The organism is Psychrobacter nivimaris (genome assembly GCF_009812035.1).
In the GTDB taxonomy this organism is placed as follows: domain Bacteria; phylum Pseudomonadota; class Gammaproteobacteria; order Pseudomonadales; family Moraxellaceae; genus Psychrobacter; species Psychrobacter nivimaris.
The window spans coordinates 129,520-145,349 of record NZ_VZIZ01000014.1 but is presented as its reverse complement, the minus strand read 5'-3'; the positions used below and the strand labels follow the sequence as shown (position 1 = coordinate 145,349).

Annotated in this window: 11 protein-coding genes; 2 read left to right on the top strand and 9 right to left on the bottom strand. The window is 43.5% G+C overall.

Translation table 11 applies throughout. The annotated features are described in order from the left end of the window. Positions 1-177: 177 nt before the first annotated feature. The 7 genes from acnD to FQV37_RS06485 form a co-directional block, all read right to left on the bottom strand. Positions 178-2,811: a Fe/S-dependent 2-methylisocitrate dehydratase AcnD gene (acnD, locus tag FQV37_RS06515; protein WP_167514305.1), complete on the bottom strand. Its 2,634-nt coding sequence runs from the start codon at positions 2,809-2,811 to the stop codon at positions 178-180. A 98-nt stretch (positions 2,812-2,909) separates the two neighbouring features. After that, on the bottom strand, positions 2,910-3,524 hold the full coding sequence (locus FQV37_RS06510) for a hypothetical protein (protein ID WP_160021755.1): 615 nt from the start codon (positions 3,522-3,524) through the stop codon (positions 2,910-2,912). 77 nt (positions 3,525-3,601) lie between these two features. After that, complete coding sequence (gene prpC / locus FQV37_RS06505; RefSeq protein WP_160021754.1) at positions 3,602-4,741, bottom strand: bifunctional 2-methylcitrate synthase/citrate synthase; 1,140 nt, start codon at positions 4,739-4,741, stop codon at positions 3,602-3,604. A gap of 96 nt (positions 4,742-4,837) precedes the next feature. Beyond that, complete coding sequence (locus tag FQV37_RS06500) at positions 4,838-5,494, bottom strand: DUF2059 domain-containing protein (protein WP_160021753.1); 657 nt, start codon at positions 5,492-5,494, stop codon at positions 4,838-4,840. Between the two features lie 100 nt (positions 5,495-5,594). Next, positions 5,595-6,488: a methylisocitrate lyase gene (gene prpB, locus FQV37_RS06495; RefSeq protein ID WP_160021752.1), complete on the bottom strand. Its 894-nt coding sequence runs from the start codon at positions 6,486-6,488 to the stop codon at positions 5,595-5,597. Between the two features lie 385 nt (positions 6,489-6,873). After that, positions 6,874-8,160 (bottom strand): NRAMP family divalent metal transporter, encoded by a 1,287-nt coding sequence (locus FQV37_RS06490; RefSeq protein WP_160021751.1) that lies wholly within the window; start codon positions 8,158-8,160, stop codon positions 6,874-6,876. Positions 8,161-8,444: 284 nt separating this feature from the next. Next, positions 8,445-9,470: a LysR family transcriptional regulator gene (locus FQV37_RS06485; RefSeq protein ID WP_160021750.1), complete on the bottom strand. Its 1,026-nt coding sequence runs from the start codon at positions 9,468-9,470 to the stop codon at positions 8,445-8,447. A gap of 233 nt (positions 9,471-9,703) precedes the next feature. Between FQV37_RS06485 and FQV37_RS06480 the strand changes: the two genes are divergently transcribed. Together FQV37_RS06480 and FQV37_RS06475 are read left to right on the top strand one after the other, a co-directional pair. After that, the gene (locus FQV37_RS06480) at positions 9,704-10,723 is read left to right on the top strand and encodes a hypothetical protein (RefSeq protein WP_160021749.1); all 1,020 of its coding nucleotides are present in this window, start codon (positions 9,704-9,706) and stop codon (positions 10,721-10,723) included. A 162-nt stretch (positions 10,724-10,885) separates the two neighbouring features. After that, the gene (locus FQV37_RS06475) at positions 10,886-11,338 is read left to right on the top strand and encodes a hypothetical protein (protein ID WP_160021748.1); all 453 of its coding nucleotides are present in this window, start codon (positions 10,886-10,888) and stop codon (positions 11,336-11,338) included. A gap of 154 nt (positions 11,339-11,492) precedes the next feature. Here FQV37_RS06475 and FQV37_RS06470 read toward each other — a convergent pair whose 3' ends face one another. Both FQV37_RS06470 and ppc read right to left on the bottom strand, forming a co-directional pair. Next, entirely contained in the window at positions 11,493-12,659 is a 1,167-nt protein-coding gene (locus FQV37_RS06470) for a TauD/TfdA family dioxygenase (protein ID WP_160021747.1), read from the bottom strand. 257 nt (positions 12,660-12,916) lie between these two features. Continuing rightward, on the bottom strand, positions 12,917-15,697 hold the full coding sequence (gene ppc, locus FQV37_RS06465; protein WP_160021746.1) for a phosphoenolpyruvate carboxylase: 2,781 nt from the start codon (positions 15,695-15,697) through the stop codon (positions 12,917-12,919). Positions 15,698-15,830 lie beyond the last annotated feature (133 nt).

Sequence of the window (15,830 nt, the reverse complement as noted above, 5' to 3'; positions counted from 1 at the left end):
ATTACGCCATTAATTAAGTAAACTCAATATTTAGCTAATATATAGTACTTAGGAGTAAGTGACAAAACTCAGTGTATGGAACGCAAAAGCAAATAAAAGCCGATGTCATATAAAGTTATACAACATCGGCGACTTTTATACTTTACTGCTTATCACGCTGAAACCTACAGGATAGCCTTAGACGATATCAAGCGTACCTTCGATAAACTCTTTAGCAAAGCGTTGTAGCATACCGCCAGCATTGTACATTTTGACTTCGTCAGCCGTATCGAGGCGGCAAATGATGTGCGTCTCAGTGGTACTACCATCGGCACGATGAATCACTAGAGTCATCAACCCGCCAGCAGAGACTTCACCTGTGACATCAAAGGTTTCCGTGCCATCGATATCTAACGTATGGCGAGTCGTGCCTTCCTCGAACTGTAAAGGCAGCGCGCCCATGCCAACTAAGTTTTGACGATGAATACGCTCAAAGTCCTCAGCGACGACGGCTTCTACGCCAGCGAGACGCACGCCTTTGGCAGCCCAGTCACGGCTTGAGCCTTGACCATAGCCATCACCTGCGATGATGATAAGCGGCTGCTCACGGTTCATATAGGTCTCAATCGCTTCCCACATGCGCATGACTTGACCTTCTGGTTCGACGCGCGCCAGTGAGCCTTGGACAACTTCGCCATCTTCATCGCGTACCATTTCGTTCAATAGTTTAGGGTTGGCAAAGGTGGCACGTTGCGCGGTTAAATGGTCGCCGCGATGGGTCGCGTATGAGTTATAGTCTTCGGCAGGCAAGCCCATAGTGTCCAAATACTCGCCAGCTGCTGATGAGCCAAGAATAGCATTTGATGGCGACATATGATCGGTTGTGATGTTATCACCTAATACGGCAAGCGGACGCATACCTTTTAGTTTGTTCATCGCTGCCATTTGACCTTCCCAATAAGGCGGACGGCGAATATAAGTGGTCATTTCACGCCAGTCGTACAATGGGCTTAACGCTTTGCCCGTATCTTTCTTGGCTTCATCAAACATTGGGATATATACGGCATTGAATTGCTCAGGCTTAACAGCAGAAGCAACAATGGCATCCACCTCATCATCATCAAACCAGATGTCTTTTAGATAGACGTCATTGCCGTCTTGGTCTTTGCCCAATGAGTCTTTTTCGATATCAAAACGGATGTTACCAGCGATGGCATATGCGATAACCAGTGGCGGTGATGCCAAAAATGCTTGCTTAGCGTACGGATGGATACGGCCGTCAAAGTTACGGTTACCGGATAGCACTGCCGTCGTAAATAAATCATTATCGATGATTTCTTTTTCGATGTCAGGGTCTAGCGCACCGCTCATACCGTTACAGGTCGTACAAGCGAAGCCGACTACGTCAAAGCCAATCTCTTGCAATTCTGGCATCAGCCCTGCTTCTTCTAGATACATTTTAACGGTCTTTGAGCCTGGTGCTAATGATGACTTCACCCAAGGTTTACGTAATAAGCCTTTGGCATTCGCATTACGAGCGACAAGACCTGCGGCTACCATGTTGCGTGGGTTTGAAGTATTGGTACAGCTGGTGATAGCAGCGATAATCACTGCGCCATCTGGCATCAAACCGTCTTTTGGTTCAGGCAGTTTCTCGTCAGTGCCATGAGCGATACCTTTGGCAACCAAGTCCGTAGTCGATACACGGGCATGTGGACGCGAAGGACCTGCCATATTACGACCGACTGATGACAAATCAAACTCAAGGACGCGTGCGTATTCTGCTTTTTCCATGCCGTCAGCCCATAGACCCGTTTGCTTGGCGTATTGTTCAACCAATTTAATCTGCTCCTCAGAACGACCAGTCAGACGTAGATAGTCAGTGGTTTGCTCATCGATATAGAACATCGCGGCAGTGGCACCATATTCAGGTGTCATATTGGAGATAGAAGCGCGGTCACCGACACTTAGCTGGCGTGCACCGTCACCAAAGAATTCGATATAGGTAGAGACCACACCTGCGTCGCGTAAGAACTCAGTCATCGCCAGTACGAGATCCGTACCAGTGATGCCTTTTTGTAATTTGCCAGTGAGCTTGACACCCACATAATCAGGTAGGCGCATATAGGATGGGTTACCCAGCATGACGCTTTCGGCTTCTAGACCGCCAACACCAATTGAAATCACGCCTAGTGCATCGACCATCGGCGTGTGGCTATCAGTACCAACTAAGGTGTCGGCAAAAGCGACTTCTTCACCGGATTTGTTGTGCACGACCTGTACGACAGGTGACATTTTCTCTAGGTTGATCTGATGCATGATGCCGTTACCAGGCGGTACGACGTTTACATTGTCAAAGGCATATTGACACCAGTTGATAAAGTGAAAACGGTCATCATTACGTCGCTCTTCAATCGCACGGTTTTTCTCAAACGCATCGTCTTCGAAGCCTGCATGCTCAACGGCCAATGAATGATCAACGATAAGCTGAGTTGGCACGATAGGGTTTACCTTGGACGGATCACCGCCTTGCTCAGCGATAGCATCACGCAAACCTGCCAAATCAACAAAGGCCGTCTGACCCAAGATATCATGACAAACGACGCGGGCAGGGTACCAAGGAAAGTCTAGATCTTGCTTGCCTTCGATATGCTGCTTCAGAGCATCGGTTAACTCTTCTGGTGGGCAACGGCGTACTAGGTTTTCGCACAAGACTTTTGAGCAAAATGGTAGCTTGTCATACGCGCCTGCTTCGATGCTCTCGACGGCCTCACGGGTGTCAAAATAATAAAGGTCAGTACCGGGAAGTGGTTTTTTGAATTCATCGTTCATTGGTTGTACTAGGGCGTTGTCCATAAGTCACCTTTGGCGGTTGGCTGGTTGGAATACAAATGTTGTTATTAAAAATAAGATAGATATTCAGTTTATAGTTACTTGTTGAACCTTTTGTTCATTTCTAATAGATCATATCTGGCATCGTTAAATTTTTTTCTAAACCATTGATTAAATGCGATTAGCACTTCGAATTTATTATTGAAATCTAAAGCAATGAAAGTCAGATATTCATCTTCTGTTAATTGGCAGGCGGTGCGCTCTAGCGTATATAGATAGTTTTCAAAGTCCTTATTGCCAATCAAGCCAATGGCATAACCAATCACATTTTGTTCAAAAAAACTTAAATCACTTGGCACACCTAATATGTCAAAAAAATCGGGGATATAGTCTGTTTCATACCAATCATCTAAGCTTTCATATATTTGTGTTAATGGGTAAGGAGAGATTTCCGTAGCCTGCTTCCAAGTTAAATGTACAACACAGACTTGGTTTGAATGAGTAATCTTAAACAAACAGTTATCACTTGCGTGCCGTGCAATAATATCGACTTCAAGCCCATATAATGGATGATCTATATAAAGCTCTTTTTCAAGTTCGTCTGTGAAATTTTTCCTAAAATCTGTACTTTTATTGGCACAAGATTCCCAAATATAAAAAAGTGGTTCATTTTTTAATGCCGATTTGATATCGAAAGTGCCGTTAAATATCATAGTATTTCAAATGCTTTAAAAGTAATGGTAGAGTGCATCAAATCGTTACACTCTACATAGCTTCTATCTCAAAAAAATTAACGAGCACTCATATCTGGTACAGGACGCAGCTCTTCACCAGTATATTCCGCACTTGGACGAATGATACGGTTGTTAGCACGTTGCTCAAACACGTGAGCGGCCCAACCAGTCAGACGTGAACAGACAAAGATAGGGGTGAATAGCTTGGTTGGAATACCCATGAAGTGATAGGCAGACGCATGGAAAAAGTCAGCATTACAGAACAGTTTTTTCTCGCGCCACATGACTTCTTCACAGCGTACCGATACGGGGTATAGCACTTCATCACCCACGTCAGCGGCCAGTTTCTCAGCCCAGCCTTTAATCACGACGTTACGTGGATCTGACTCGCTATAGATCGCATGACCAAAGCCCATGATTTTGTCTTTACGAGCCAGCATACCCATCATCTCGGTTTCAGCTTCATCAGGTGAGCTAAAGCCTTCAATCATATCCATAGCCGCTTCATTCGCTCCGCCATGCAATGGACCACGTAATGAACCGATGGCACCAGTGATACAAGAATGAATATCAGATAAGGTTGATGCACACACACGAGCGGTAAAGGTCGACGCGTTAAACTCATGCTCTGCATAAAGGATAAGCGAGACGTTCATCACTTTTTCGTGTAGCTCGTTTGGTTTTTCGCCTTTGAGCAAATGTAAGAAATGTCCGCCAATAGTGGCATCATCTGTATCGGTCTCGATACGTACATTGTCATGGGTAAAACGATACCAATAGTTGATAATCGATGGGAAGGCCGCTAGCATACGGTCAGTTTGGTCGTTTTGCTGAGCAAAATCAGTTTCGGTCTCAAGGTTGCCAAGCATAGAGCAGCCCGTACGTAGCACATCCATTGGATGCGCATCAGCTGGGATACGTTCAAGCACGTCTTTTAACGCTTGTGGTAGGCCGCGTAAGCTTTTGAGCTTAGCTTGATAGGCATCAAGCTCGCTTTGAGTAGGCAAGTTGCCATATAGCAACAAATAAGCCACTTCTTCAAAAATACACTTATCTGCCAGTTCTGATACATCATAACCGCGATAGGTCAGACCAGAGCCTGATTTGCCAACGGTAGATAGAGAGGTTTTACCAGCGACTTGTCCACGTAGACCTGCGCCTGACAATACTTTTGTTGATGGGTTTTGTGCTGCCATGTTTACATTCCTTTTGTTGGTAGCTTTTTTGAGTGAAAACGGTGTTTCTGATAATAAATTTATTGGTTAATGACTGACTATAGCGCCAGTTTAGCGTTATGCAGGCTGTTCAGGCTGTGGGCCGTCTAAATCGACCTTACAGCGCTCAAACTCAGCTTCAATAGGGCCATTTAAGACTTCCATTGCGCTGCCTTCGCCTTCTGCATTATTGATCTTCATATACTTGGCACCTAGTGGTGACTCCATAAATGTCTGAATTTCAGTCATTTCTTCTGGGGTAGGGTCAGCCATTGGCGTTGCTACTTCTTCGCCATTCATGACGCGCAATTGCTCATTGCCAAAAGCAAGTAATTTTTTACCCACATCCGACGTATAAAAATCATCTAATTCTTTTAACTCTGCATCAGTAAACTGACTCTTATAAAAACGATCGACTTCCGCTTTACCCAAACCTTTGTCGCGTGACTCGAGGCAGCTGACTTGCTCTTCACTGAGCGCGCCGCTATTGATAATTGGTGCAAACAATAGGCTGTTGACGGTATCTAATGTAATCGTCGTCATGATCAAGTCATTTTGAGCATCAGTCTCTGAAGGTGCAGCTTCGCTTTCGCTAACCACAGTCTCGCTCGTATCACTGGTAGTATCGTCGACGGTTTCTGGTGTTTTATCACAGCCTGTCATGAATAACAGCGCCGCAAGCGTGCTACTAAGTAGTGAGGATTTGACAACCGTATGAGCAGTAGAAAATGGCATAAATAACCTAAAGGTAAATGAAGACGGGTTTTGAAACGATAAAGCACACAGAGGTGGTTTATCGTTTCGGCGTTGCTACTTGGCAATTATTAGTTATTAACTACTTATTATCAGCAAATAGCTTGTCTAGTGTCTGCTCAAACTCATGATAGTTCAAGAAATCATAGAGCTCCATACGAGTCTGCATGGTATCAACGACTTTGTCTTGTGTACCATCATCTAATAAATGCTGATAAACGTTCAATGCTGCTTTGTTCATAGCGCGGAAAGCGGATAGTGGATATAGCACCATCTCGACACCCACACTATACAACTGATCAGTGGTATATAGATCTGTCTGACCAAACTCTGTCATGTTTGCTAGTACTGGAATATCGAGTACATCAGTGAACTTACGATACATCTCGATATCGGTCAGCGCTTCTGCAAAGATCATATCTGCGCCCGCTTCTTGAAATGCGACGGCACGTTCAACAGCAGCGTCCAAACCTTCTACTGATAGGGCATCTGTACGAGCCATCACTACAAAGTCAGGGTCAGTCTTTGCGTCCAACGCCGCTTTTAGACGATCAACCATCTCTGAGATACTAACGATTTCTTTATTAGGGCGATGACCACAACGTTTTTGTGCCACTTGGTCTTCGATATGTACCGCCGCGACGCCTGCTTTTTCCATCTTTCTGATGGTCTGGGCGATGTTAAACGCGCCACCAAAGCCAGTATCGATATCAACCAATAGCGGTGTGTCAACGGCATCGGTGATACGGCGAGCATCTTCTAAGACATTATCAAGGCTGGTCATGCCTAGATCAGGCAAACCAAATGAGGCGTTTGCTACGCCTGCACCAGAAAGGTACAACGCTTGATGACCAACTTGGGTCGCCATCATTGCTGTGTAGGCATTGATAGCGCCTGCAATCTGCAATGGTTGTTTGTTATCGTTTTTTTGAGTGAGGGCACTGCGAAAGCGCGCGCCAGCTGAAGATGAAGTCATGTGATAATCCTTACATGGAGGGAGAATATTCTAATTGTTGTAGCTGATTATACTCAATTATTCATGCCTGAAAAGTTTGGGTTCTTGATTGGTATTTAATTTAAATAATAATTGAATGTATTATTTTTAATAGTATTCATAATACAAATAGCATTATGCAGTTATTGGTAATTTCCTATGATAAGTATTCATATTACTTAAAATTGCAGCTTCTAGAACGTTATGGTTTTTACATTTAGTTACAATTACTAAGTTTGCTACTTCATGACTATTGTTTCATTAATTTAACGACACCTATCAAAAAGCCCCAACAGCTAGGCTATTAGGGCTTATGTTTCGCTTAAATAAGATTGTTAAGTGCTGAGTCTTATAGTAAGCAAAAAGCTTAAGCAAATAAACCTGCCATATTGGCCAAGAACAATAACGCGAAACCTGCTAAGAATATCAAGCCTGCGATAGATAGAGCATTCATACCTGCTGACAGTTTCTTATGCTTTTTAACCAATGAGTAGTTTAACCAACCAAAAATAGGCGCAGAGACGAACGCTGATATCATGGCAAACTTAAGCATTGAGCCTAGCTGTCCGGTAAAGAACGTGATAATCACTAGCCCGCCACCGATAGCATAGGTGGTCCAAAAAGCGACTTGCTTTTTGTTGATTTCACTTTCACCTTTTAGTAGGCGCCAACATTCAGCATTAGCGCGTCCATAGCCATCAGCACAGGTGATGGTCGTGCCAAACATACACATAAAGGCGACGAAAGCGACCAGCAGTCTCGACCACTCACCAATGGTTGCGGTATACATATTGATCAACTGGTTGATATAAGCACCGCCGACCAACTCAATCTCTTGTCCTGATCCGTACTGGACAAACACACCTAACGATAAGAAGAGCAATGCCAATATCGCTGAGACTGCATAGCCAACGTTAAAATCTAACAAGCCTTGGCTATGCGTGGTGTGATCTGCTTTGACTTTGGCAGAGGTCCACATAGAGGTAATCGCTGCAAACTCTAGCGGTGCTGGCATCCAGCCCATGAGTGCTACGATGAAGCCCAACGTGGCCAGGTTCCAAGGAGAGACCGCCACAAAATCTACTGCCATAACGGTTGGCTTGCCAGCAGCAATGATAACTGCAGCAACAGTAGCCGTGGTAAGCGCAATCATAATCCACTTAGTCACACCATCGAGCAACTTATAATGCCCTGCAATCAAAAAGAACCAAGAGACCGCGACGATAATGAGAGATAACGCCATTGTCGACAGACCAAGTGAGGCTGGCAACATAAAGCCCAAAATTACGGCAGCAATAAGTGAGACCGCACCCGTACTAATAACCGCTGACAAGATAGAAAGAATAAAATATACCCAAAGATATACCTTTGAGCGTTTGGCATAGCCTGCAATCAAACTCTCGCCAGTATCGTAGACGTAGTCAGTTGCAAAGCGAAAAAACGGATACTTAAACACGTTGGCCAATACAATCATAATGGCCAATTGCCAGCCATAGATAGCACCCGCCTGTGTTGATGAAATCAAATGCGAACCACCAATGGCAGCAGTTGCCATCAAAATGCCTGGGCCAAAGATGCGCCAGCTAAAGCCCTTCTGTTGCGAGGCAACGCTATCGTCAGGGGCACTTGGGTTGTTGAGTTGTTGTGTGGACATGAATACCTCGAAATGGTTAAAGCAGCAAATTATCACCTACCTGTGTCAGCTTGCCAATGATCATAAAAGAACGTCCTACAAACCATCTAAATATAAAACGATTTACATCGCATCGACTTTATCACACCAACACTGTCTAGGAGAATGATTATTCTAGTTATTATTACTATTTGTTTGCATTGCTATTCTTGTTAGTTAGCATACTTATAAAATAATATCAATATTTAAAATGAATTATTTTTGGCGGTTCTTTATAACACAATATTCATCGGATATCTGCCCATTTAGGCCTGTGACACAAAATTTTGCTGCCGATAAGTAATGCCGCGCTGTTCGTAGACGTGATAAATGGCCGTAAGCAAGTTAGGTATTTTTGGGTGTACGAAGTCTTTGAGGGTGTGTAAATAAATAGGGGAGGTGACATTTTCATGAACCAAACGTTGGTAGCTGATCTGTTCCGTACGTACGGTTTGCAAGCTGGCAGGCACCAATGTAATACCTTCTCCTGCCGCGACCAGTCCCAATGCTACCTGCAAATCGCTGACTGTCGTGGTCATAAAAGGTGAGATACCATACTGGGCAAATAGATGTAGTAAAGGCTCAGTAATAGGCTCGCTAGATGCTGATTCATGAGTAGCAGCACGGTTGACTCTACTTGTAGACAGCTTGTCGTTCGATTGGGTCGCTGTTTCTGTCGTCACCGTGGACGATACTGGCAAATGTGTTTGATGGTATAAAATTAAGCGATTGTTTGCTAGGTCTATCAAGCGTTGCTTACGTACATTGGCAAGCGGATGTGATTTTGGCAATGCCACCACATAGCGTTCATGACGTAGCAGAATCTGCTGAATCCATGGGTCTTGATGGGCAAATCGGCCAAAACCAACATCAATCTCACCAGACTTGAGGGCATCCATTTGTTGATATGAGCTAATGTCTTTTAAATTAACGTCGATATCAGGGCTGAACTGTTTAAGCGTGGCAATGATTTCAGGCAACAGGCCATATAGCACTGAGGGCACAAAACCTATATTTAAAACGCTGCTAGGTGCTGATAGACGCTGAGTCATACTAGTCACAGTATCAATCTCGGTCAATATCGTGCTTATTTTATCGTAGAAAAAACTGCCTGCTTCTGTCAGATGTAGTGGCCTGTGGTAACGATCAATAAGCACCACACCCATGTCAGTCTCTAGCTGTTTTAGCAATCGACTCAGGCTCGGCTGTGACAATCCTGTCTTGGTGGCGGCAGCACTAAAGCTGCGCAAGTCGGCAACCGCGATAAAAGCATTAAGCTGTTTTAAATCCATACTATTGAGCCTGTCATAGTCTATGCTATCTCTACATAGATCAGTTCTTAAGGTTGGTTTATCATATTATTTAGAATAGTTCTTATCAATATTAGCGTTATCCCATAAATTTTGCTTGAAGATAATAGGTCGAGCAACTATATTGTTGGCTAATAACACTGTTACACTATAGTAAGAAAATTCATTCTAGCAATCATTTAACACCAGTAGAAAAACTGGTTTGGTATTATTCTATGAGCGACGAAAAAAAAGACGCTGGCACCGATTTTGATGAAAAATTGGCTAGAATTATTGACCAAAAATCGCGTAAGCGTAATAACAATGACATCTACGAACGCTTTATTAATCGAGTCCATGGTTCTGAAGAGAACGATCAGGCTGAGTTTGAAACACTAGAAAGTGCAAAGAACCTTGCCGCTTTCGAACCCTTGAGCACAGAAGAGTTGCAACTGTTTGAAGATCAAAGCAGTGAGCAAGAATTATTGCTAGAAACAGAAAATGCTACAGCAGCAAACACTACCTCTGAAGCTTCAGATACAAATGTAGTATTTGAAAATATATCTGAAAATAATGTGCTGAATATCGCTAACGATAGCGACAGTATTAGTATTGATGTCAATGATGTAAGTGCAGATACAGAAGCCTCAGAATATATAGATCGCAACAATATAGATAGTAGCAATCAAACAGAGTCATCCTCTACGATTGACCATAGTGAATCTGTCATAACTGAGATATCAGATGATGATTCTTTAAACATCCCTTTAAAAATTGAGAATGTGTCTGAATCAGCTATCGAAGAGCCAGTCATGGACAATAAAGTGATCAAAAGCAAGAAACCTCTCATGATGGCTATGTCGATTGGTTTAATCGTATTGATTGCTATTGCATTAATGCTTGTATTTTCAGGAGTCTTATCTACTTCTACGGTTGATAGTATAGACAACAGCACTGATGGTAATGTAGAGACAGACAGTACACCAGCTGTTAGTGCTGATCCAGTACTGTCTACTGATAGTCAAACAACTACGGATGGCGTTGACCCTGTAAGTACGCAACCAGCCACTACTCAGCAAGATGCTTTGGACAACAATAGACAGGACCTGCCAGCTGCTAATGAGCGAGAGTCAACTTCTGAAGCTCCTACACCAGAAAATGATGCCACTGTTATAGATATTGAAGAAGCTGCCATAACTTATGAGGACTTTAGACAGGAGTCGCAGACTACCTTGTACCGCGAAACCAACGATTAAAGGGGCTATGTTTTATACCATTTCAGAAAGTTAAATAACCGTCTATCAATTTATTCGAGACGTTCGTACTAGAAATTGTTGCAACACAATATAAAATTCGTATCATTATGTAAAAGGCGCGGTTATGTGCCATTGATGATATGAATTATACGGTACGCAACTATGAATGAATCAGAAAACGTGAATAATGATATCGAGCCAAAAAGCATCAGACCACGTAGTCTTGTTTTTGCTATTATCAGTGTCATCTGTATTGTTCTAATATCCGCCTTCTATATGTCTAACCGTATTTCTTCCACGCTATCTCAAGCGTCGACGACTAATAACGGTTTAACAGTCAGCAATATTACTAAAGAGGCTAATGCTAATCAGACTGTACAACAGCATTCGAATAGCCAAAATCAACCTAGCAGACCTATAGTTATTGACGGTCATGAAGATGACACCGCCATTAGCTATCATGACTTCAAGCAAGAAGCGCAAAATGTGCTATTTCGTGAGGAAGAAAAGATCATACAAGCTAAGTACAGTGCACATGGTATAGCGCCTGCTGTCAGCGCTGCAGACTTTAGGATAGAAGCACACAAAACCCTATATCGTGAATCCAGCTATTAAGGCCACTATTAGTACTATAAGATTATGTTGATAGCTATAAGTCAGTAAGTGAATAATATTAAGCCCCATTTCTCCTCTCTAAACATGAGAGAAGAGAAATGGGGCTTTTTTTGTGGGCTCAGTGCTCCATGCTTTAGCTAGCTTGTGAATCGTGTTAAGCCAGTTGATTTTTGAGCGTTCGTAAACGGCTTTTAAACTCTGAGCGGTCAACATAACAGCCTTTGAGACGACGCTCACCGACGTTTTCATCAAATGCGTTACGCCCATGCAGGACTCGGCGGTTATCAAAAACCACCATTTGACCCGCTGCTAATTTTAACTCAATCTTATAGCGACTGTCTTTTAATCGAGCCATTAGCTCTCGATAAGCAAGGTAGTAGTCGTACATAACGTCACTTGGTAAATCAAAAACATCTGCAAGATGCGCGTTGTATTTGATTTCGACAATATTGTCAAAGTTGTCTAAATTGATGACGGGGTGGTGCTCACGGATATCATGGGCAGTGTCATGAAAACGAAAGGGAATGGCATATTCGGCAAGCAAGCGAAAATACTCAGGCTGCTCTTCTCGTAACCCTTCTAACACCTTTAATCCGTCTACGAAAGTAGATTCGCCGCCTATGCTTTCATTACTCAAAAAATGCAAGAATTGATAGCCTGGAGGCAACTCCTGATTTGGCAAGTCGGTATGCAAAGGTAATGAGAGCGAGGTATAAGCCAAATTGATTGGTGACTTTTCTGATATCACATCAAAGGTCATACCGAAGTTAGTCTGCCGCAGATAATCGACTCGCATGGCGGTCTGTACGCCAGCATCAGAGTCATCTGGCATATTATCAATGATAGTAAGCCCATATTTATCCAGCGCACTCATCCACTCATATAAAGAACTGTCACTGGTCATGATGCTCTGCTGGTCATACATGGGGATGTGGTCAATAAACGTGCCATCCCAACTTTCATAAGGACTGCTATGGTCCTTGACCAATGCACTAGAATACCCAAACTCACGTAACCAGCTTTGTTCAAAGTGACTGATATGCGCTTGTTCTGACCATTCAATCGTTAGCGTTGTCTCATCAAAAGAGACGGATAGTGGATGGATATCTTTTGAGATACTCAGCAAATCAAAGCTACGCTCGCCAGTGTGCGGATGAAAAGCCGATGGGCAGTTATCACGCAGCCAGATATAGTGATACGTACTGTCGATACCATCATTCCAGTGTATTTGAATAGCGCGGTCAATGAGCGCAACGGATTCTATTTGATAGTCAGTTGCTACGGCGATGTCTAGAGATGGTGTTGATTGAGGCGTTTCCATTGGAGCAGACCCTACATATACATGAAGTAAAAATATATTTTACGGTATCTTGTTCGGATCAGTTATTCAAACAATGAATTACGAATCACCTAATAGGCAATATCAATCAACGCAGTACTAAACTGCGATTGATATCTGGCGAGATATTTTTTGAAGGGTTTTGAATAATATTAAGGCTTCGCGAACGAAGCCTTAATATTTGCGACAATTGGTATAAGCTTTTTATTTATCCGAAAGCTACTTATCGAAAAGCTACCCTAACCAGTATTTCGTAACCCTGCAGCCAGCGCATTGATACTACGGATTAATGGATCTTCTACATTAAGGTTGCCATGTGCCGAATCGTTCGGGGTATCCTGTTGTCTAGCACGCTTCAACAGCTCAATCTGGATATAGTTAATAGGATCTAGATAAGCGTCTCGCCACTGCAGGGATGAAGCAAGGTTTTGCTGATTGGACAATAAATAGTCTTGCTCAAGCAGAGAGTTTAATCCTGAATTGGTCAGCGTGTATTCATCGGTGACCGATGTCATGATTTTTTCGCGTAACGGCTCATCATCACATAGTTGGCTATAGGCCTCGGCAATATTCATATTGGCTTTGGTAAAGGCCATCTCGATATTACTGATAAATACGCTAAAGAAAGGCCAATGCTGATTCATCTCTTTCATCAATGCTTCGTCTTTTTTGACGCTATCCAGTGCACTACCGACGCCATACCAAGCAGGTAAGGTAAAGCGTGCCAATGACCAGCCAAATACCCAAGGAATCGCTCGCAAGGTGGTTTTACTTGGTAGGCCTTTTTTGCGATGGGCAGGACGTGAGCCAATGTTTAATAACGAGATTTCTTGTACTGGGGTCACCTCGGAATAGAATTTATAAAACCCTTCGGTATGATCGGTCAGCTCGCGATAGCGTTGTTCACCTGCGTCTGCTAAGCGTGCAAACAGCGCTTCATACTCTGGCAACTCAGTCGGTTGTACCACAAACCGTGTAGAGCAGGCTTTTAGTGTACCCGTGATCGCCATGGTCAGCTCAAACACAGCGGTGTCCGTATTGGCATACTTAGCATAAAGCACTTCGCCTTGCTCAGTTACCTTAATCTGACCATGTAGCGTGCCAGCTGGCTGTGCAGCAATGGCTTTGTGCGTTGATCCACCACCACGGCTCACAGAACCGCCACGACCATGGAACAAGCGTGTTTTTATACCATAGTGCTCAGCAATGTTATTAATAGTTTGCTGTGCACTATAAAGCTGCCAAGCAGAGGTGATAATGCCGCCGTCTTTTGATGAGTCTGAATAACCTAGCATAATCTCTTGCGTGTTGTCCGTGTTCTGTAGCAGTCCACGATACAGTGGATTGTCTAACACGGCAGGCAAGATTTTATCGATATTTTTGAGATCTTCGATGGTTTCAAACAATGGTGCAACTGGCAAATCAGCAGACAACTGGCCTTTGTCATCAATTCTGCATAAGCCTGCAAACCGCATGAGCAGCAATACTTCTAGTAGCTGGCTAGCATTATTGGTCATCGAGATAACATAACTACCAAAAGTAGCCTGTCCCACCAGTTTGCGTAGAGTAGCGACCGAATTCATCAGTGACAATTGTTCACGCGTTTTGTCTGTCAGGTTATCAGTATAGATAAGCGGCGTGCCTGGTTTTTCTAGCAAGCGCGTCAACCACTCTTGACGTTCGGTTTCGCTTAACGTCTGATAATCAGGCAGGTTGGAGGCACTAGCAAAGATATCTGCGATCACTTCACCATGGTATGACGACTCTTGACGGATATCGAGCGCAGCCAAATGAAAGCCGCAAGTTTTGACCAAACGAATGACATCTAGCAGTAATCCATCGCTGTGTGCCGTATCGTGTGTATTGACACTTTGACGGATAATGCGCAGGTCTTCTAGTAATTCTTCTGGATTGGCATAGGCGTCTTTTTCAGCCTCGATATCCGTGCCTTTGCTTTGGATGCGGCGATTGGTTGCTTTGACTTTAGTCAGAATGATAGAGAGCAGGCGACGATATGGCTCATTGCCATAGTCATCGAGGTTATAGTCAAACACACGCTGATCGAGCTCATCATAACTTTTGATTTTGGCATATACGTCAGGTGAAACGGTGACAATGGTGTCACTATGAATCAGCTGGCGGCGCAGCTTTTTGAGTAGCACCTGATAGTGACGCAGCACGGTATCAGCATGCATCAATACGGCAAGTTCTGTGGTCTCAAAAGTCACAAAAGGATTGCCATCTCTATCGCCACCAATCCATGAACCAAAGCTCATAAAGGCAGGCAAGGGATAGTCTGTAAGCTCCGGATAGATATCGACAATGGCTTTTTTGATATTACGATATACTTTGGGAATCGCATTGAACAAACTGGCGTTAAAGTAATGCAGGCCGTTGTTAATCTCGTCATATACCAATGGTTTGCGCGTGCGCACTTCATCTGACGACCATAATAAGTCAATCGTTTGCGCAGTTTGCTCTTTGGCTTGCTCGTAGGCGAAGCTGTTTTCAGACACGTTGTTTAAAGCGTCGCTGTGGGCGAATAGACTTTGTAAGATATTCATCGTTGTACGGCGACGCGCTTCGGTAGGATGCGCCGTAAATACAGGTGTAAACTTTAGCTGATCAATCAGCTCTTGCATTTGAGCGGGCTCGATATTTCGTTCACGACATTCAAGCAAGGTACGGCGAAACGATCCTTCCCAGCTTTGCTCCGATTGCATACGCAGCTCATGACGTTGCTCACGCAAGTAGTTCTCTTCACTTAGATTGGCTAGGAAAAAATAGATAGAAAAGCCGCGTATGACGTTTTTTAGGGTTTGATTGTCCAAGGAAGCAATAAAATCGATAAGCTGCTGTTTATGTGCCTCATTCGGCTCACGGCGCTGTTGAATAAAGCCTTTGCGCAGTGTCTCAATCGTATCTAGCGTCTGCTCACCAGATTGGCGAGAAATAGCATCACCTAATAATGAACCCAACAAGCTGGTGCGTTTACGTAGTACGTTGTTATCTAGTGTCATCTTCAACCTTCCTATCAAATGAGTGGATACAATACTATGGTTATCTTATACGTAATATCCTTATGGTTTTTTGCAATTTAACATAAATAGGTGAGGCCTGCTTGATGTTGATAGCAACTTTTTTACTAGTAGA